17 protein-coding genes are annotated in these 19,428 nt (G+C 65.5%); 9 read left to right on the top strand and 8 right to left on the bottom strand.

Annotation, left to right across the window (positions count from 1 at the left end):
* The first annotated feature begins 45 nt into the window (after nucleotides 1-45).
* Nucleotides 46-1,443 (top strand): MATE family efflux transporter, encoded by a 1,398-nt coding sequence (locus tag HU230_RS32095; protein WP_176534713.1) that lies wholly within the window; start codon nucleotides 46-48, stop codon nucleotides 1,441-1,443.
* Between the two features lie 35 nt (nucleotides 1,444-1,478).
* On the top strand, nucleotides 1,479-2,135 hold the full coding sequence (locus HU230_RS32100) for a 2-hydroxychromene-2-carboxylate isomerase (protein ID WP_176534712.1): 657 nt from the start codon (nucleotides 1,479-1,481) through the stop codon (nucleotides 2,133-2,135).
* Nucleotides 2,136-2,142: 7 nt separating this feature from the next.
* Here the strand turns inward: HU230_RS32100 and HU230_RS32105 are convergent, their stop codons facing one another.
* Entirely contained in the window at nucleotides 2,143-3,282 is a 1,140-nt protein-coding gene (locus HU230_RS32105; RefSeq protein WP_176534711.1) for an FUSC family protein, read from the bottom strand.
* A gap of 147 nt (nucleotides 3,283-3,429) precedes the next feature.
* Here HU230_RS32105 and HU230_RS32110 point away from each other — a divergent pair, with 147 nt between their 5' ends.
* Nucleotides 3,430-4,800 carry an MmgE/PrpD family protein gene (locus HU230_RS32110; protein WP_176534710.1) on the top strand — a complete coding sequence of 457 codons (1,371 nt, stop codon included), beginning with the start codon at nucleotides 3,430-3,432 and terminating at the stop codon, nucleotides 4,798-4,800.
* Nucleotides 4,801-5,130: 330 nt separating this feature from the next.
* Here HU230_RS32110 and HU230_RS32115 read toward each other — a convergent pair whose 3' ends face one another.
* The 5 genes from HU230_RS32115 to HU230_RS32135 all read right to left on the bottom strand — a co-directional run bounded on the left by HU230_RS32115 (nucleotide 5,131) and on the right by HU230_RS32135 (nucleotide 10,491).
* Nucleotides 5,131-6,159, bottom strand: coding sequence for an IS110 family RNA-guided transposase (locus HU230_RS32115; RefSeq protein ID WP_176528479.1), 1,029 nt, complete (start codon nucleotides 6,157-6,159; stop codon nucleotides 5,131-5,133).
* A 485-nt stretch (nucleotides 6,160-6,644) separates the two neighbouring features.
* Nucleotides 6,645-6,935, bottom strand: coding sequence for a DUF1330 domain-containing protein (locus tag HU230_RS32120; RefSeq protein ID WP_176534709.1), 291 nt, complete (start codon nucleotides 6,933-6,935; stop codon nucleotides 6,645-6,647).
* 128 nt (nucleotides 6,936-7,063) lie between these two features.
* Nucleotides 7,064-8,491 (bottom strand): serine hydrolase domain-containing protein, encoded by a 1,428-nt coding sequence (locus HU230_RS32125; RefSeq protein WP_224943772.1) that lies wholly within the window; start codon nucleotides 8,489-8,491, stop codon nucleotides 7,064-7,066.
* Nucleotides 8,492-8,793: 302 nt separating this feature from the next.
* Nucleotides 8,794-9,852: a helix-turn-helix domain-containing protein gene (locus HU230_RS32130; RefSeq protein ID WP_176534707.1), complete on the bottom strand. Its 1,059-nt coding sequence runs from the start codon at nucleotides 9,850-9,852 to the stop codon at nucleotides 8,794-8,796.
* A 63-nt stretch (nucleotides 9,853-9,915) separates the two neighbouring features.
* Nucleotides 9,916-10,491 carry a GNAT family N-acetyltransferase gene (locus HU230_RS32135; protein ID WP_176534706.1) on the bottom strand — a complete coding sequence of 192 codons (576 nt, stop codon included), beginning with the start codon at nucleotides 10,489-10,491 and terminating at the stop codon, nucleotides 9,916-9,918.
* 269 nt (nucleotides 10,492-10,760) lie between these two features.
* Here HU230_RS32135 and HU230_RS32140 point away from each other — a divergent pair, with 269 nt between their 5' ends.
* The 5 genes from HU230_RS32140 to HU230_RS32160 all read left to right on the top strand — a co-directional run bounded on the left by HU230_RS32140 (nucleotide 10,761) and on the right by HU230_RS32160 (nucleotide 15,921).
* Nucleotides 10,761-11,678 carry a pirin family protein gene (locus HU230_RS32140; protein WP_176534705.1) on the top strand — a complete coding sequence of 306 codons (918 nt, stop codon included), beginning with the start codon at nucleotides 10,761-10,763 and terminating at the stop codon, nucleotides 11,676-11,678.
* 99 nt (nucleotides 11,679-11,777) lie between these two features.
* The gene (locus tag HU230_RS32145; RefSeq protein WP_176534704.1) at nucleotides 11,778-12,692 is read left to right on the top strand and encodes a phosphoribosylaminoimidazolesuccinocarboxamide synthase; all 915 of its coding nucleotides are present in this window, start codon (nucleotides 11,778-11,780) and stop codon (nucleotides 12,690-12,692) included.
* Nucleotides 12,693-12,908: 216 nt separating this feature from the next.
* Entirely contained in the window at nucleotides 12,909-13,949 is a 1,041-nt protein-coding gene (locus HU230_RS32150; protein ID WP_176534703.1) for a zinc-dependent alcohol dehydrogenase, read from the top strand.
* Between the two features lie 47 nt (nucleotides 13,950-13,996).
* The gene (locus HU230_RS32155) at nucleotides 13,997-14,803 is read left to right on the top strand and encodes a crotonase/enoyl-CoA hydratase family protein (protein ID WP_176534702.1); all 807 of its coding nucleotides are present in this window, start codon (nucleotides 13,997-13,999) and stop codon (nucleotides 14,801-14,803) included.
* 71 nt (nucleotides 14,804-14,874) lie between these two features.
* A complete protein-coding gene (locus HU230_RS32160; protein ID WP_176534701.1) occupies nucleotides 14,875-15,921 on the top strand; it encodes an alpha/beta fold hydrolase in 1,047 nt (348 codons plus the stop codon).
* Nucleotides 15,922-16,019: 98 nt separating this feature from the next.
* Here the strand turns inward: HU230_RS32160 and HU230_RS32165 are convergent, their stop codons facing one another.
* Both HU230_RS32165 and HU230_RS32170 read right to left on the bottom strand, forming a co-directional pair.
* Nucleotides 16,020-17,387: an NAD(P)/FAD-dependent oxidoreductase gene (locus tag HU230_RS32165; protein ID WP_176534700.1), complete on the bottom strand. Its 1,368-nt coding sequence runs from the start codon at nucleotides 17,385-17,387 to the stop codon at nucleotides 16,020-16,022.
* Nucleotides 17,388-17,444: 57 nt separating this feature from the next.
* On the bottom strand, nucleotides 17,445-18,146 hold the full coding sequence (locus HU230_RS32170) for a GntR family transcriptional regulator (protein ID WP_176534699.1): 702 nt from the start codon (nucleotides 18,144-18,146) through the stop codon (nucleotides 17,445-17,447).
* Between the two features lie 144 nt (nucleotides 18,147-18,290).
* Between HU230_RS32170 and HU230_RS32175 the strand changes: the two genes are divergently transcribed.
* Nucleotides 18,291-19,190 (top strand): amino acid ABC transporter substrate-binding protein, encoded by a 900-nt coding sequence (locus tag HU230_RS32175; protein WP_176534698.1) that lies wholly within the window; start codon nucleotides 18,291-18,293, stop codon nucleotides 19,188-19,190.
* Nucleotides 19,191-19,428: the final 238 nt, after the last annotated feature.

Genomic DNA, 19,428 nt, shown 5'->3' on the forward strand with positions numbered 1-19,428 from the left:
GTTTGGCCATCCTTCCGGCCGGTTTGCCGTGCAAAGCGTGCCGTCATGACCTGCATCGACAAGATCGATCCGGCCGCGTCGCACGCGGCCGTCGTCCCCTCTCGCAAGCTGCTCACGGCCGAGCTCGCCGAAACGCTGAAGCTCGCGGTGCCGCTTGCGCTGACGCAGCTCGGACAGATCGCGATGATGACGACCGATCTCGCCTTCATCGGCCGGCTCGGCAGCGAGAACGTGGCTGCGGCGGCGCTGGCGCATACCGAGTATTTCGTCAGCTTCACCATCGGCATGGGCATGATGGCGGCGGTCTCGCCGTTGGCCGCGCAGGCGTTCGGCGCCCGCAACCCGCGCGTGATGCGGCGTTCGCTGCGCGTCGGGTTGTGGGCCGCCTTCTTCATGGTGCTGCCGCTGATGGCGCTGCCGTTCCAGGGCGAGCGCGTCCTGCTCGCGCTCGGCCAGAGCCAGGCCACCGCGCATCTGGCGCAGCAATATCTGTTCGGGCTCGCCTGGGGCATCCTGCCGGCGCTGTGGTTCATTGCGATCCGTGGCTTCATGAGCGCGGTGAACCGGCCGGAGCCGGTGCTGTGGATCACGCTCGCGGCGATCCCGGCCAATGCGCTGATGGTCTACCTGTTGCTCTACGGCAAATGGGGCATGCCCGAACTCGGCATGTTCGGCGCCGGGCTTGCGACCACGATCGTCAATCTCGGCACCTTCCTCGCCGGGGTGTGGTTCGCGGCGCGGCGCCGCCCGTTCCGCAAGTACCATGTCTTCAGCCGCGTGTGGCGCATCGACTGGCCGTTGATGGGCAAGCTTGTCGCCATCGGCGCGCCGATCTCGATCGCCTTCCTCCTGGAATACGGCCTGTTCGGCGCGGCCGGCCTGCTGATGGGGCTGATCAGCACCACGGCGCTGGCGGCGCACCAGATCGCGCTGCAGATCGCGGCGATCCTGTTCATGGTGCCGTTCGGCGTCAGCATGGCCGCCACCGTGCGGGTCGGCCAGGCGGTCGGCCGCCGTGACACCGACGCGGTGCAGCGTGCCGGCTTTGTCGCGGTCGCGCTCTCCGGCGTGTTCATGAGCATCATGACGCTCGCGGTAATCCTGGCGCGCTTCGAGATCGCGGCACTGTTCCTCGGCGAAGCTTCTGACGCCACCGCGCAGCTCACCGCGATGCTGCTCCTGATCGGCGCGACGTTCTTCATCGCCGATGGCGTGCAGACCACCACCGCCGGCGCGCTGCGCGGCATGCACGACACCCGGGTGCCGCTGCTGTTCGCGACCATCAGCTACTGGCTGATCGGGTTCGCGTCCGCCTACGCGCTCGCCTTCTGGGCCGGGCTCCAGGCGCCCGGCGTCTGGATCGGGCTGTCACTCGGGACTGCGGTTTATGCGACCCTCCTGATCTTGCGTTTCCGCCTGCTGGCACGCAGACTGATTGGATGAAGGTTGCCGAGGTCGCACCGAACGGAGGCTAGCGCATGACCTTGGCGGTCGACCTGTTCTTCTCGTTCCGCAGTCCGTACAGTTACCTGGCGCTGCCGAAGACGCTGAAGATGGTCGCCGACTACGACGTCGCGGTGAATTTGCGGCCGGTCTATCCGCTCGCGGTGCGCGTGCCCGGCTTCTTCAAGAAGACCAATCCGCAATTCGCCCGCTATGTCGTGCTCGATTCCGGCCGCGTCGCCAAGCACGAGAACATCCCGTTCCGCTTTCCGCGCCCGGACCCGATCGTGCAGGACATGACGACGCTCGACGTCGCCGAACACCAGCCCTACATCCACCGCCTGACCCGGCTCGGCGCTGCCGTCCAGCTTGAGGGGCAGTCGCTTGCCTTCACCTCCGCGATCAGCCGCGTGCTGTGGGACGGCTCGGTGAAAGGCTGGAACGAGGGCGATCATCTGGCACGAGCAGCCGATGCCGCCGGTTTCGATCTCGCTGCGATGGATGCGGCGATCGCCGCCGACCCCGATCGCTATGAAGCGGTCATCAAGGGCAACGAGGAGGCGCATGCGGCCTCCGGCCATTGGGGCGTGCCGACCTTCGTGTTCGCCAACGAACCGTTCTTCGGTCAGGACCGTATCGACCTCCTGATCTGGCGCATGGAGAGCAAGGGCCTGACGCGCCGCACGGCATAGCCAAAGGTCATGCCGCGCTCTTCTCCGAAGTTTCCGCAACGATCTTCTCGGAACCATCTTCGTTCGTGCACCAATTGCCGTGGCAGCGCTTGAGGTCGTTCAGGTTCTGCCGCATCTGGTCGAGCGAAAATCCAAGCGCGAAGAACCGCTCCATGGCATCGACCGGAAGGCCCCGGGTCAGGCCCTCGCTGCGCACCGCGGCAACCTCCTCGCTGTAGGCATGCAGCGCGGCATCGACCGGCGCCATGTCGGCCGGGCCGCTGCCGGCGCGCAGGGCCGTCGCGACCGCCACCATATAGGTCACGATGGCATTGCTGACGTCGGCCAATGGCCGCGCCAGCCTGGCCTGGATATCGGCCGGCAGCGGCACGACGCAGGCGCGCCCGATCATCACGACGTCGTGCCGCAGCCGCTGGATCGTCCGCAGCAGCGGACCGGTGTCCGGCCCGGATGACAGATGCATGGTGCGTTCACGCTCGGCCTCGAGGCCGGTTGCGTGCAGATTGGTCACCGCGCTGCCGATGCCATCCTGGATCCGGTGCAATGCGTCGTTGTCGAGCCCGCGCGTCAGGCCGGCGAGCAATTCGGCGAATGCCGCCGCGAGCAGTTCCAGCAGCTTCGACGCATTGACCCTGATCTGGCTGACCGCGCGCGACGGCAGCACCAGGAACGAGATCACAAGGCCAGTCAGCGCACCGACCGTGACCTCGAGCACGCGGTCGATGGCGGAGTCCAGCGGATTGGAATGATGCATCGTCGGCAGCAGCAGCACGATCACCGCCGTCACCGTCGCCGAGTTCAGGCTGGGATTGAGCGCGGCGATGAACGCCAGCGGCACGATAGCCAAGACCAGCAGCGCCAGCAGGCTGCCCTCGCCGGAATGCGGGATCAGCACCGCAATCGCGCCGCCATAGATGGCGCCGCCGATGGTGCCGAGCATGTAGTCGCGGGTTGCCTTCAGCGAGCGGCCGACGCTCATCTGGGTCACGATCAGCGAGGTCAACACCGCCCACAGCGGCAGCAGCAGGTGCAGCGCCAGCGCTATGGCATAGGCCGCCACGCCGGCGGACGCGATCCGGACCGCGAGCGCCAGCTGCGTCTTGCGGGTCCAGAGCTGCTCGAACATGCGTTTTGCGAAGGTCCTCATGCACCCTGATCCGCAATCAATGGAAAGGCCCGTGTTACATGACTTGACGTCCAGCGACCGGAAGCATGGCTGCTGCCCGCGGCGGCAAGGTGGCTTGAAAGGCCAAACCCGCCCGCCTACCCTGCGCCGCAAAATTGAGGAAACACGATGGCCCACGAAACCGCAACGCTCGCCGCCTACGTCGCCGACCTGAAATATTCCGATATCCCACCGCAGGTGCTGGAGCGCGCCAAGGTTTTGACGCTGGATTTCCTGGGCAGCACCATCCGCGCCCGCCGCGATGCGGAATCGACCCCGTCGCTGATGAAGATGCTGGAGGCGCTGGCGCTGGACGGCAAGGGCGAGGCCACGGTGTTCGGCGACACCAAGACCTGGACGCCGGCGGTCGCGGCGCTGCTCAACGGCGCGCTCGGCCATTCGCTCGACTTCGACGACACCCATGCCGATTCCTCGCTGCATCCGAGCGCACCCGTGGTGCCTGCCGCGTTCGCGGTCGGCGAGATGGTCGGCGCCTCCGGCCGCGACGTGCTGACCGCGATCGTCGCCGGCTATGAAGTGTGCTGCCGGCTCGGCAACGCCCTCGATCCGACCTCGCATTACGCCCGCGGCTTCCACCCGACTGCGACGGCCGGCACCTATGGCGCGGCGGCGGCGGCGGCCAAGCTGTTCGCCCTGTCGAAGCAGCAGATCGTCTCCGCGTTCGGCGTCTCCGGCAGCCAGGCTGCCGGCTCGCTGCAATTCCTGGTCAACGGCGCCTGGAACAAGCGCTACCAGGTCGGCGCCGCCGCGATGAACGGCGTGATCGCAGCGACCCTGGCGCGCAACGACTTCATCGGTTCGAGCGAATCGGTCGAGGGCAAGCACGGCCTGCTGGTCGGCTATACCGATGACGCGCATCCGGACAAGGCAGTGGCCGGACTTGGCAGCACCTATGAGACGCTGAAGATCGGCGTGAAGCCGTATCCGAGCTGCCGCTATACCCATGCCGCGATCGACGCGCTGATCGCGATGCGGCGCGAGCACAATCTGACGCCGGACCAGATCAGGAAGGTCGAGATCGGCCTGCACCGCAACGGCATCACGCTGACCGGCGATGCCGCCACCAAGCGCCACCCGACCTCGGTGGTCGGCGGCCAGTTCTCGATGTTCTTCACCGGCGCAATCGCGCTCGACCAGGGCCATTTCGGCTGGGACGATTACGATCGGCTCGGTGATGCGGCGATCGACGCGCTCGCCGACAAGTTCGACGTGGTGCAGGACGACCGCCTCGAGGTCGGCCGCACCCATCCGTTCGGCGCTCGCGTCTCGATCACCACCGATGACGGCACCCACGAGCGCCTCTATGCCGATCCATCCGGCGAGCCGACCTCGTTCCCCGATGCGCAGGCGATGCAGCAGAAGTTCTTGACGCTGGCCCGCCCGGTGCTCGACAAGCGCGCCGACCAGCTCGCGGACGCGATCCTGACGCTGGAGCGGTTCGACCGCGTGGAGAAGGCGACGCAGCTGGGAAGGCAGTAAGCCGGGCCGTCGTCGAGGCGCAGGCTGCACGCCGCATCTACCACTGTCGTCCCGGCGAAGGCCGGGACCCATATGTGGACGGCCCCCGTGGCACAAGAGCTTTCTGGGATTGGTCGGATCGCTGTCATCCATATGTCCGGCCTGTTTGATGCGATCGTGTTGATCGCTGGGCCAAGATGGTTTCCGCGACGCGAGTGCCAAACAACCTGGCGACCTTGTGAAGGCCAATGGGTCCCGCGGCTTGTCTCGCGTTCTGGATCGATCGATCATTCCATCTGCTCTTGCAGCTCCGGTTCGTCCGGCGAGCGCTACGTCCGGCCGGCCGACCTGTTAGGTGACAGCGTTCATGCGTGCGGCATCATAGCTCTCGCCGGTCGCCATCAGCTTCCAGGCGATGCGGGCCACCTTGTTGGCGAGCGCCACGGCCGCAAGCTTCGGCGGCTTGCGCCTGAGCAACGCCACGAGCCAGCGCGAGGGGTGGCCGCGCCCGAGCCTTGCCTGCCGGATCACCGCGGTCGCCCCGGCCACGAGCAGGCGACGCAGGGTCTCGTCGCCAGCGCGGGTGATCTTGCCGAGCCTGGTTTTGCCGGCGGTGGAATGGTCCTTGGGCGTCAGGCCGAGCCAGGCCGCGAACAAGCGGCCGGAGCGGAAGGCGTGCGGGTCCGGCGTCTTCATCACAAGCGAGGTCGCGATGATCGGACCGACCGAGGGGATCTGGGCCAGACGACGGCTTGTGGCGTTGGCCTGGTGCCAGGCCAGCAGCCTGGCCTCGACCGCCTTCAGCTCACCCTGCAACTGCGCATAGTCACGGCCCTGCATGGCGAACAGCTCGCGCGCCATAGCGGGAACGCTCTCGTCCTGCGTGATCCGGGCCAACAGCGGCTCGATCTTGTCCAACCCCTTCGGCGCGATCAGGCCAAACTCCGCCGCGTAGCCGCGGATCGCATTGCTGAGCTGGGTACGGCGGCCGATCAGCCCATCGCGGACACCTGCAAGCATCAGCGCGGCCTGCTGTTCGGCGCTCTTCACCGGCACAAACCGCATCCGCGGTCGGCCCATCGCTTCGCACACCCCATCCGCATCTCGCCCGTCGTTCTTGTTCCGCAGCACATAAGGCTTCACCAACTGCGGCGCTATCAGCTTCACCTCATGGCCAAGCTTGCCAAGCTCGCGCCCCCAGTAATGAGCCGCCCCGCAGGCCTCCATCCCGATCACGGTCGGCGGAAGCTTGGCAAAAAACTCAAGCACCTGCTTGCGCGACAGCTTCTTGCGCAACACCGGCTGTTCCGCCGCGTCAACTCCATGCAGCACAAAAATATGCTTCGACGTATCCATCCCAATACGGATAATCTCTCTCACGGACGGTCTCCTTGTCTGAGATTTACAACAACCTCATTCTGGCACACTGATGCCGTAGGGGGCCGTCCACACCATCAACCACAGGGTTGCGTTGTGAGAGTGAGCTGCGGCCCCAGCTTCGCGCAACAATGCGCATTCGGGGTAATGGGTCCTGGCATTCGCCAGGACGACGATGAGGATGGGTCGCGCAATTCAAGGCGTCAAACAGCTTGTTCGGTGTCATCACCCGCGCATGCGGGTGATCCAGTATTCCAGAGACAGCTGTGCTTGAGCCGAGAGGCCGCAGCGTACTGGCTCGCCCGGTCAAGCCGGGCGATGACAGGTGTGGTTGACGACGCAGCTTCGCATTTTCACGACATGATTCGTCCGAACCTCACTGTCATTCCGGGGCTCGCGAAGCATGAGCCCGGAATCCATCAAGCCGCATCACGCGTGGCAAAATGGATTCCGGGCTCATGCTTCGCATGCCCCGGAATGACGGAGACCTACTCCGCTCCATCAATGATCACAAAATCCCCGTCCGAGTATTTCTGCCGGATCGCTTTCGCGGCCTGATAGTCGGGGCAGGTGTAGCATTCCATCGCGGTGGCGCGATCCTTGAACTCGATGACGAAGTTGCGCTCACGCGTTGCGCCTTCCATCACCTCATAGGGGCCGTTGCGCACGATGAAATTGGCGCCGTATCTGGCGAATACCGGCATCGCGGCGGCGAGATATTCGGGATAATGCGCTTCGTCGTGAACCGTGACGTGCACGATCCAGTAGGCTTTCGGCATGATGGTCTCCGGCTGAGGCGTGTTTCAAGAAGCTGTGGCGCATCTCCTGCGAGATGCGCCACAGCATCAGAAAATTCCGGAGGCCGAGATTCAATTCACGATCGCGCGGGTGTTGTGTGACGTAGCAGTCAATTGCCGCCCGCGAGCCGCGCGCCTGTGGTGGTTGCTGTCACCACATCGCGAACCAGATCGAACACGCCGTCCGCCTGGGGCGGCATGTTCGGCGAGCGGCCGAGCCGCACGATGACGAGCCGCTGTGACGGCACGATGATCACATACTGCCCGATCGTGCCCTTGGCGAAGAAGGCATCGCGCGGCCAGCCATGCGCGATGCGATGGTTGGCGCCGAAGCTGTTGCCGAGATTGGTCCAGAAGCCCGCGCCGTAGCCGACCCAGGCATTCGGCGTGGCCGAAGCCGAATAGGCCGCCCAGCCTTCGGGCAGAATGCGCTTGTCGCCGGCCATCCCGTCATTGAGGTAGAGCTGGCCGAGACGCGCCCAGTCGCGTGCGCTCGCCATCATCGCGCCCGATCCTTCCGGCGTACCCGCAGCATCGAACTGCATCACGACATTGCGCATGCCGAGCGGACCGAAGAGCTTCTCACGCGCGAAGCGGATGACGTCCGCCGCCTGCCCGCCGGCGGCGTTGCGGATCAGATGCGAGAGGATGAGGTAGTTGCCGTCATGATAATTCCAGACCTGGCCAGGCACGCTCTCCAGCGGAGCGCTCTCGGCGAAGGCGGCCATATCGGATTCCATGAACTTCATGCGGTTGACCGGCTCGAGCACGGACGCCAGCGACGCCTGCAGCGAGCTGCCGAGCGCAAGCCCTGCGGTGTGGCGCAGCAGCTCGTCGACCGTGATCGCGTGGCGCGGATCGTCTGGATTCCGCCAGGCAGCGATCGGGACCGGCTGGTCGCGCGTCAGCCTGCCTTCGCGGACGAGGATTCCGATCAGGGCCGAGACCGCCGACTTGCTCATGGAGAAGCCGAGTAGCGGCGTCTCGATGCCGATGCCGTCGGCGTAGCGTTCAGCGACGATGCGACCGTCCTTCATCACGACAACAGCGCGGGTGTGGCGGAACGGCGGCTCCGCCGGCTCGGCAAAGGCACGGTCGAGCGCGGCCCCAAGCTGCGGGCTTTGTGGCGCGACGAGCGCAGGACCTGCGATCTCGGGCAGCGATGCGGCTTGCGGTTTCGAGGGCGGAGGCGCGGTATCGGCGAGCACCACGCCGTGGTCGAGCGTGCAGCCGAACCCCTCGCGATAGACCGCGTGGCTGCGGCCAAGCCCGAACAGCGTCACGGTGACGTCTTTCCGACCAAGGTCGACCTCGGTGTCCATCGCCCAGATGATCAGGCCGGCCCCCGGCATCGCATCTGTGGTCTCGGCCAGGTTTCGCTTCGGATCGAGCCCGCTGACGAAGGTCTCCGAGCAGACGACGTTGGCGACAAAGCCGGTCGCAACCTTGGGCACATCGCGGGCCCGGGCGGCAGACAGCGCCAGCGCACCGAAAGCGGTGGTGGCAATGAGAATGAAGGCGAGCTTTCGACGGGTCACGGGATCCTCCGGCATGGCGCGTGGGGCGCGTGGCCGGGATCAGGCCGGAGCGGACGCGCAAGCGCTCGCCGGATTTGGAATCGCGCTGGCCGAGGACTCGGTGCGACTCGCCGATTCTGGAATTGTACAATGATTACAAAGGGTGCAACCGCGGACTCGTGTCACCTCTCCCGCTTGCGGGGGAGGTCGGATCGCATCGAACGATGCGATCCGGGTGGGGATTCTCTCCTCAGAATGACAGCGCGTACCTCGCGGAGGCACCCCACCCCGGCCCTCCCCCGCAAGCGGGAGAGGGAGAAGAGTCACACCGCGCTCGCTTTCCGCTTCCGATACTCCGTCGGCGTCACACCGGTCGTCGCCTTGAAGGCGCGGTTGAAGGGGCCGAGCGATTGGAAGCCGGCGTCCATCGCGATGGTGATGACGGGAACTGCGGACTGCGAGGGATCGGCGAGCGCGGCCTTGGCCTCCTCGATCCGGTGATTGTTGAGGAAGACATTGAAATTGCGGTAGCCGAGCCGCTGGTTGATCAGCCGCCGGAGACGATATTCGGGGATCTTCAGCCGGGTTGCCAGCGTGCCGATCGTGACGTTGTCGTGGCGATAGATGCGCTCGTCCGCCATCAGCCGCATCAGGGCATCGACCAGTCTCTGGTCCGCCGCCTCCTCGACCGCAGCCGGCTTCGTCAGCACGACGGCCTCCGCCGGCACCGTGAACAGGTCGGCACCGTCGACGCGCATCATCGCCCAGGTGATTGCGGCCACGATGGCGGTGAGCACGGCCGCGTTCAGCAAATTGGCCCATTCCACGGTCACGCGGCTGCCGGCATAGGCGATCTGAAGCAGCGCGTTCATGCCGCCGTACAGCGCAGATGCGGCGACGATGAAGACGCGGACACGGCGGCGGCGCTCGACCAGATCCGCCGACCACGATCCGATGGTTTGCGCCACCGCGAGCGCAACGAAGGCGAGCGTGAGCGAATTGACCATGATGATCGCGATCCGCGCGTGACCGGCGGGTGCGATCCACATGCAATTGACGAAGCTGTAGGCCACGACCGCAGCCCAGATCAGGCCGTGCCACCAGCGCAGCTGAAACGCGTCATCGAACAGCGCGCGCGTGAACAGCCAGAACACCACGATATCGCCGGTCGCGAGCGCGATCAGTGGCGCATGCCAGTCCGAGACCGGCGGCCCGGCACCCATCGACGCGGTCACCGCATGCGCGGCCGAGCCGAGCGCGAAGGCGATCGCGAGCCGCCCGGCCAGCACCTTGCGGAAATCTGCGAACATCGAGGCCGCAAGCACCATCAGCAGCGTCACGGTGGCGGCGCGCAGACACAGTTCGGTCGCGGCAAAGGTCATCGGTCGGTTTGCTTCGGGCTCGAAACGGCAACGGCTCGAACATCGGCCGTCACGCCGGCTTTTTCAAGAACCATCGCGCGGCCAGCGGCTGCGCTGCGTGACCCAGATATCGACGACATCACCCTCGAGCTTGCCCAGGCCCTCATTCACCGCACCCAGCCGCCGCGCCACGGCCTGCGAGGCGACGTTGGCGGGATCGATGCAATGGATGATGCGGTCAACCGTGAAATTGGCAAACACAAAGTCGATCGCGGCACGCGCCGCCTCCACCGCATAACCCTTGCCGCGACACTCCTTGGCGATGCCCCAGCCGACTTCGAGGCCCGGCCATTCAGGCGGACAATACGGCCCGACGCGGCCGATGTAGCGGGCGGAAGACTTCTCCTCGACCGCGAACATGCCGAAGCCGTGCAGCGCCCAATGGCCGGAGATGACCGCCGCATTGCGCCAGCCCTTCAGCTCCGACGCGACCGGCTGATGATCCGGCGTGATGAAGCGTGCCGTCTCGGGATCGGACAGCATCCGCGTGTTGTCAGCGATGTCGGACGCGCGCCACGGCCGCAGGATGAGACGCGCGGTCTCGATCACGGGCCCATCGACCTGCAACAGCTTTGCGCCCGGCTTGATCAGAGAAACCATGGTTGGCTCCGGTTTCCAAATTTATGCTGTTATCACGCGCGTGCACACGCCAGAAGTACTTCGTCGTCCCTGCGAAAGAGCAGGGAGCATAGCCACCGATATCAGTTGGTGCGGAGGGCTGCGGCCACAGCCTTCGCAACGTAAGCATTCGTGGTTATGAGTCCGGCTCGCGCGGAGCCTGTCATCGGGCGGCGCTTCGCGCCGACCCGTTGGCTTGGCCGGGACGACAGATAGAGAGTATGATCCGGCAAAACTGCAAGGAGTCCGACATGAGCTGGCAGCCTTCAACCGATCCCGAACTCGGCGATCCCAAGACCTGCGACGCGCTGGACCTGATCATCGTGCCGCGCACTCGCGATCTCGGCGATGGTTTTGCCGTGCGTCGCGCACTGCCGCATGGCAAGCGGCAGATGGTCGGGCCCTTCATCTTCTTCGATCATTTCGGTCCGGTGCAATACCTCGCCGGCAAGGGCATGGATGTGCGGCCGCATCCGCATATCGGGCTCGCCACCGTCACTTATCTATTCGACGGCAGCATCATGCACCGCGACAGCGAGGGCAACATCCAGGAGATTCAGCCCGGCGCGATGAATTTGATGACCGCGGGCCGCGGCATCGCGCATTCCGAGCGCACGCCCGACGTGCAGCGCCGCGACGGCCAGAAGATGCTCGGGCTACAGAGCTGGATCGCGCTGCCGGCCGGCAAGGAGGAGATCGCGCCTTCGTTCCAGCACTATGGCGCGGGCGACCTGCCGATGATCTCGGAGCGCGATTTTACCGCGCGCGTCATCGCAGGTTCAGCGTTCGGCATCAGCTCGCCGGTCAGCATGGTCTCGCCGTGGTTCTACACTGAAGTGACCGCGCAGGCCGGCACCTCGGTGCCGCTCGACCCCGATCACGAGGAGCGCGCGATCTATCTCGTCGAGGGCGAGGTCGAGATCGCGGGCGACCGCCACGAGGGCCCGCGGCTCCTGATCTTCCGGCCCGGCGACCGCATCACCGTGAAGACGCTGCGGCCGACCCGCATGATGTTCCTAGGCGGCGACGCCTTGGAAGGGCCGCGCCACATCTGGTGGAATTTCGTCTCGTCGTCGAAGGAGCGGATCGAGCAGGCCAAACAGGACTGGAAAACCGGGCGTTTCTCGCAGGTTCCGCACGAACACGAGTTCATTCCGCTGCCGGAGTGAGCTATTTCCCGTGTTAGTCTTCGGCGCCCGCACGCCTCGTGCGGGCGCACGTCTTTGAACACTGCGTCTTTGAGAAACGAGCCCGGAAAGACCCCGCCCATGACCGCGATGCTCTCCAGCGATTTGCCCCTGCCCCGGATCGGCCGCGGCAAGGTGCGCGATATCTACGCCGTCGGCGACGACCGTGTGCTGCTGCTCACCACCGACCGCATCTCGGCATTCGACGTGGTGATGGCGGAAACCATTCCGATGAAGGGCGCGGTGCTGACCCAGATCAGCGCCTGGTGGTTCCGGCAGCTCGAAGGCACCGTGCCGCACCACATGATCAGCGCCGATGCCGACGAGATCATCCGCGCAGTGCCTGCATTGAAGGATCATCGCGCCGACATCCTCGGACGCGCGATGCTGTGCAAGCGCACCACCGTATTCCCAATCGAATGCGTGATCCGCGGCTACATCTCCGGCTCGGCCTGGAAGGAATACGCCGCTGAAGGCACGCTCGCCGGTGAGAAGCTGGCAGCAGGCCTGGTCGAGAGCCAAAAGCTCGAGCCCGCGATCTTCAGCCCGGCGACCAAGGCCGAGGCCGGCCATGACGAGAACATCACGGTTAAGCGGGTGCGCGAGATCGTCGGCGCGGACATTGCCGCGACACTCGAGAAGATGGCGCGCGATGTCTACGCTTACGGCGAACAAACCAGCCGCGCCCGCGGCATCATCATCGCCGACACCAAGTTCGAATTCGGCCGCGACAAAGACGGCCGCATCATCCTGATCGACGAGGTGATGACGCCGGATTCGTCGCGGTTCTGGGCGGTCGATGCCTACAAGCCCGGCCAGCCGCAGCCGAGCTTCGACAAGCAGCCGCTGCGCGACTATCTCGACGTCGAACGCCACGCCGGCCGCTGGAACGGCGACGCCCCGCCGCCGCCGCTGCCCGCCAGCGTGGTGGATGCGACCAGCAAGCGGTATCTCGAAGCGTATCGCCGCGTGACGGGCAGCGAGCTGAAGATCTAGCTTCCGTCAGCAGCGCCGTATTCTTCCTCCGTCATTGCGAGCGAAGCGAAGCAATCCACCTCGCCACGTGTGGAAGGATGGATTGCTTCGTCGCTTCCGCTCCTCGCAATGACGAGCAGAGCGGGCTGAAGTGAATCCAATTCACCCCGGTTGAAGACATACCTTTTGTCGTCGCGTCAGCCTCCCTGCACTCTCCGCCTAAACGGAGAGTGCACGATGCGGCAATTGACTTATATCGGCGGCAACAAGGTCGAATGGTGGGACGTTCCCCCACCCAAGCTCCAGGATGACCGCGACGCGCTGGTGCAGCCGCTTGCCGTGACGCGCTGCGATCTCGATCTTGCGATCGTGCATGGCCGATCGGGCCTCGCCGGTCCGTTTGCACTCGGACACGAGACCGCGGGCCGCATCGTCGACATCGGCGGCGCGGTGAAGAATTTCGCGCCCGGTGATCTCGTCATCGTTCCGTTCCAGATCAGTTGCGGCACTTGCGACCGCTGCCGGCGCGGCCACACCAATGCCTGCATGGCGGTGCCGTTTCGTTCGTCCTACGGGCTGAAGCCGGTCTGCGGCGTGGAATATGGCGGCGGCCTCTCCGACCTCATCCGCGTACCGTTTGCCGATCACATGCTGGTCCGCCAGCCGAACGGTCATGCCCTGTCGCAAACCGCAGGACTGGCCGATGGCGCGACCGACGGGTTCAGCGCGGTGGCGCGCTGGCTCGCGCAACGGCCCGGCGCCGACGTGCTCGTGATCGGCGGCTTCGCGCAGTCGCTCGCACTGTTCGCGGTGCAGGCGGCGGTGGCGCGCGGCGCGGGCCGCGTCGTCTATCTCGACGACCACGCGCCGCGCCTCGCCAAGGCGAAGTCGCTCGGGGCCGACATCATCGAAGCGCCAGTCGGCCTGTCGATGGAGCCGCCCGGCCTGTTCCCGATCGTGATCGATGCGGCCGCGACCGACACCAGCATCCTGCTGGCATTCCGCGCGACGGAACCCAACGGCATCTGCCAGCGCATGTATGGCGCCTTCGCCGAGACCACGCCGGTGCCGCTGCGGCATATGTATGGAGTCGGGATCACGTTGAAGGTCAGCCGCGTCAATGTGCGCGCCGAGCTGCCCGACTGCGTCGCGCATGTGACGGCAGGACATTACCATCCAGAACATGTCATCACCCGCCGCGTCCGTTTCGAGGATGCGCATGAGGCGATCGGGGACCCGACCATCCGCGTCGCCTTCGTTCGTGATGGCATTGCCTGACCGGGACCATTAGGTTGGCTCCAACTAACAAGCCCAGGGAGCGACCCATGTCCGATGCCGATACCGTGCTCGTCGAGCGCGATGGTCCTGTCACCATCATCTCCATCAACCGTCCGCACAACCGCAACGCCGTCGATGGCGCCACCGCGCGAAAACTGTATGACGCGTTTCTGGCCTTCGACGCCGACGCGAGTGCATCGGTCGCGGTGTTCACCGGCACCGGCGGCTATTTCTGCGCCGGCGCCGACCTGAAGGCGGTGGCAGCGGGCGATCCCGAGAAGAAGCGCGAGGTTCGCGGACACAACACGATCGCGCCGATGGGGCCAAGCCGGCTGCGGCTGTCGAAGCCGGTGATCGCCGCGATCGAGGGCTTTGCGGTCGCCGGCGGCATGGAGCTCGCGCTGTGGGCCGACATGCGCGTCGTCGCCGAGGACGCCACCTTCGGCGTGTTCTGCCGCCGCTTTGGCGTGCCGCTGATCGACCTCGGCACCATCCGCCTGCCGCGGCTGATCGGCCATTCCCAGGCGATTGATCTGATCCTCACAGGACGTCCGGTCGCAGGCCCCGAGGCGCTTCGCATGGGGCTCGCGAACCGCTTGGTGCCGAAGGGCGAGACGCGCGCGCACGCCATTGTGCTCGCCAAGGACATCGCGAAATTCCCGCAGAACTGCCTGCGCGCCGATCGGCTGTCGGCGTTGCGGCAATGGGACCTCGACGAGGAAGAGGCGATCCGGAACGAGATGCGCGGCGGGCTCGAGGTGATCGCTTCAGGCGAGACGCTATCCGGCGCGGCGCGCTTCGCCTCGGGTATCGGCCGCCACGGCGCGTTCGGCAATGAGGGCGGCAATGGGTAGTCCCACAGCGCCAGCCTTTGCGCTCCTGCTGCCGACGTGCTGAGCTGTCGCACCATTCCGAAAGCAAAACCATGCCCGCACAATCGATCGCAACCGAGCTGGAGAACTTCACGACATCCGATTTCCGCCTGGAGAACGGCAGCGTGCTGGGCGAAGTCACCGTCGCGTACCGCACCGTCGGCACGCTGGCGCCCAACCGCGACAATGTCGTGCTGATCACCCACGGCAACACCAGCGGGCCGCAGATGATCGATCCCGGCGGATCGACCGGCGAAGGCAGCTGGAACGAGATCGTCGGCCCCGGCAAGGCTGTCGACACCAACTGCTACTTCGCGATCTGCCCGAACATGCTGGGCTCGTCCTACGGCTCGACCAATGCGGCGAGTATCGACCCGCGGACCGGCCGGCGTTACGGGCCGCGCTTCCCGGACATCACCGTCAGCGACATCGTCGCCACCCAGCGCGCGATGCTCGATGATCTCGGGATCGACAAGCTCGTTGCGATCGTCGGTCCGTCCTATGGCGGTTTCCAGGCGCTGCAATGGGCGGTGAACTATCCCGACGCCATGCGCGGCATCGCCGCTGTCGTCACCGCGCCGCTGGTGCCGCGCGAGCGCGCCGAAGGCAATGTCGCGCGCCTGATGGCGGTGCTGTCGCAGGATCCGAACTGGAACGGCGGCGACTATTACGATCACGGCGGCGTGCTCGAAAGCATGATCCAGATCCGCACCGCGACGCTGAAGAGCTACGGCATCGAGACGCGGCTGCGCGACACGATGACCGACCCGGCGGAGATCGAGACCGCGATCCGCGCCGAGGCGGCGGAATGGGCCAGGGGGTTCGACGCCAATTCGCTGCTGACTCTGGCCAAGGCGCTGCGCGGCTTCGACGTCACGGCGCAGTTCGGACAGATCAAGGCCAAGGTGCTCTATGTCCTGTCGCGGACCGACAAGCTGTTCCCGCCGGAGCTTGCACCGCAGGTGATGCCGGCGCTGAAGGCCGCCGGCGTCGACGCCGATTATTTTCTGCTCGACAGCGACTACGGCCATTCGGCATCGGGCCGCGACGCGCACAAATGGGCGCCGCAGCTGCGCGCGTTCATGGAGAGCCTCGGCTAGAGCGTTTTCGAGCGAAGTGGACACCGGTTCGCGTGAAGAAAACGCGTCAAACAAGAGTCTAGAGCTTCGGTTCTGATTCAATCAGAACCGAAATTGCTCTAGAGCAAGCCGCTCGCGGTCGCTTCGAGCTGATCCATCAGCGCCTTGTCGTCATAGCGCGCCAGCGAAAGGCTGCGGGCGAATGCGGGTGTGGGCGCGCCGACCACGGCGCGGGCGCAGAGATCGCCGGTGGCGCAGGCACCCATCGTGCCGTAACCCGACAGCGCGGTGGCGAGGAAGACGCCCGGCGTCTTCGCCGCGCCGATCAACGGCCAGTTTTCCTTCGTCATCGGGTAGTAGCCACCGTAATGCACGCGGTCGCGCGGCAGCGCGCCGAGATACTGCGCGAGCCGCGGCTGCAGCCGGCTCGCCGCGCGCAGCACGACTTCGGGGAAATATGGATTGAGCTCCGGCTCGCGCACCGGCGCCGTGGTCTGCTCGGCATTGAAGGCCCAGCCGAGCTTGATCCATTCGCCATGGTCGCCGCCATCAGGCCGGCAATGAATGCTCCCCGGCATCGGCGCCAGCAGGCGCGCGAATTCAGGCGCCGCGGACAGCGCCTCGCGCTCGTCATCGGACCAGGCCAGCGTCTGGTCGTCGAGATCGATCGCAAACGGCATTTTACGATCGACCGCGCGGTTGCGATCGGCGAACGCGATCTTCTGCTGCAGCACGTTGACGATCGGAAGCGCTTCGCCATGCATCGCCGCGACATGCGCGGCGAACGGGCCCGCGGCATTGACGATGATGTCCGCCTTGATGGTCTGCCTCGCGCCATCGGCCAGCACGTCGACGGCGAAGCGATCGGTCTCCGCGATGCCGACCACCTTGGCTTGCTGGAATTGCGCGCCCAGCGGCCGCATCGTCTCCAGCATGTACTGGCCGAGCTGCTGACCACTGATGTCGCCTGCCCTGCGGATATGCAGCGCAGCCGAAACCTTCTTGTCGAAGGTCGGGTAATGCGCCGCAATCAGATCGCGGCCGAGCAGAACGTCGACGCCGTCAGGCGCGCTCTGCCAGTCCGACGAATGCGGCGGCACATAGCCGCGGCCCGATCCTTCATGCAGGCGGATCAACGTTGCAGCTTGCTCGCCGTAGCCGGCGTAGAGCTGCTGGAGCAATTCCTCAGGTTTCTCCTCGCGCGTGACCAGCAGATATCCGCGCCGCGTCATGTGGATGCGGTTGTCGCTGCGGCGCGCGATCTCCTCCATCAGGTCGGTGGAATGATCGGTGAAATCGGCCATCGTCGGATGCGGCCACCAGTTGCGGTAGTTCTCGCCCGACTGCGCCGAGGTCAGTGCCATCGGCTGGCCTTCATCGACGATCAAAAGGCGCGAACGCTTGTGCTGGACGGCGAGGTAGTAGGCTGTGGCGATGCCGACGATGCCCGCACCGATCACCAGGATTTCGACGTCATTGGTCTTCACGCGGTGTCTCCCAAAGGCCCGCAGTGGGGCCTGCGATGATTTGAATTGTCCCAGCGATCAGATCGGACGTTCCGGGCCCGCATCGCGCAACGCCTGGCGTTGCGCCGAGCGCAGCGTCTTCTGCGTCTCCTCGATGTGATCGCGCAGCAGGCGGACGGCCTTCTTGACCTCGCCGTCGCGGCAGAGTTCGAGCAGCCGGTAGTGCTCGCGTTGCGGACGCTCCTTGCCGGTCGCCTGTGACACCAGCGCCCGCGTGAAGCGGCCAACGTGGCCGTAGTTCGCCTCGATCATGCTGAGCAGGCGCGGACGATTGCACGGCGCGTAGAGCGTGGCGTGGAATTTCCAGTTGAAGGCGCCCCATTGCGCCGGATCAGGTTCGGCGTCGTAGGCACGGAGGATTTTCGTTGCCGCCTCGAGATCGATCTCGCCCATCGCGGGGATTGCCAATCGCAACGCGTGGCATTCGAGTGCGATGCGGATCTCAAGCAGCTCGATCACCTCATCGATCGATAGGTCGGAGACGACAGCGCCGCGGTTGGGCAGGAAGGTCACAAAACCCTCGGCCTCGAGCTGGCGCAGCGCCTCGCGCACCGGGATGCGGCTGGTGCCGAACCGGGCAGCGAGCTCGTCCTGACGGAGCTGCAGTCCGGGCGCGAGCTCGCCGGAACTGATCGCGGCCCGCAGTGCCTCGCGCACGGCGTCCGGAGCGGAACCGTGAGGTCCGGCCCCTCGATGGCTGGCGGCGGTCGCAGGTTCCATCCGGCTTCTCTCTCTCGCTGGTGAGCCAAGCCAAGATATCCGACTTGGTCATGATTGTATAAAATTAGATTGCTGATTATGCAATCCAATGTATAAAATCTTGAGCCATCGTATCCAATTCTGCCGGCGTCCGCGAGAACCCTCATGAACAAAGCATTCAAGCGATTGATCTACCTAACCTTTCTTGCGACGATGGCATCCGTCCCGGCGCAGGCCCAATCGCCCGGCGGGACACTGGCCAAGATCCGCGATACCGGCGAAATCCGGCTCGGGCACCGCGACGTCTCGGTCCCGTTCTCCTATCTCGACGACAACCAGAAGCCGGTCGGCTTCGCGATGGACCTCTGCGCGCGGATCGTCGAGGCGGTGAAGAGCGAGCTCAAGCTGCCGGCGTTGCAGGCCAGGCTGCAGCCGATCCAGCTCTCCACCCAGATACCGCTGATCGAGAACGGCACCATCGACATTGTCTGTGGTCCCGCCACCAACACGCTGGAGCGGCAGAAAGTCGTCGCCTTCAGCACCACGATCTTCGTGTCGAGCATCCGCGCGGTGGTGCAGAAGGACGCCCCGATCAAGACCTTCGAGGACCTCGGCGGCAGGCCGGTCTCGCTGACTTCGGGATCAACTTCGATCGGCCTGTTGAGCGCGCGCGCCCAGGCGAAGAACTTTCAGACCAAGAACATCCTGACCCCGGATCATGCCGCGTCGTTCCTCGCGCTGACCACCGGGCGCAGCGACGCCTTCGTGATGGACGACATCCTGCTCGCGAGCCTGATCGCGGGCAGCCCCAATCCGTCCGATTGGCGCATCATCGACGACAGCCTGCGCACCGAGCCCTACGGGCTGATCATCCGCAAGGGCGATCCGGAATTCAAGGCGCTGGTCGACCGGACGCTGGCTGCCATGATGAAGAGCAACGAATTCCAGGAGCTCTACGCGAAATGGTTCACGCGGCCGATTCCGCCGAAGAATGTGAACCTGAATTTCCCGATGACGGCGCCGCTGAAGGACGCGGTCGCCAATCCGAACGACAAGGGCGTCTGACAGGCGCGGCGGTTCGGGTCGGCCCGCAGCGACGACGGCCACTCGGCATCCGGCCCGACGCGGACATGGTAGCCGCGGCCGCGGCAGCTTCATGGGGCCAGCCTCGGCCAGAGCCCGTTATGATAATTTCGAAACGTTCCGAAATCGATTCCCTTGCGCTGGATCAACGCGAGGCCACCTCGGCTGACGCATGCTTGTTTGAGAAACATGAGGTGTTCGTGGGCGTCGTGATCGCCCC

The organism is Bradyrhizobium quebecense (assembly GCF_013373795.3).
GTDB classification, from domain to species: Bacteria; Pseudomonadota; Alphaproteobacteria; order Rhizobiales; family Xanthobacteraceae; genus Bradyrhizobium; species Bradyrhizobium quebecense.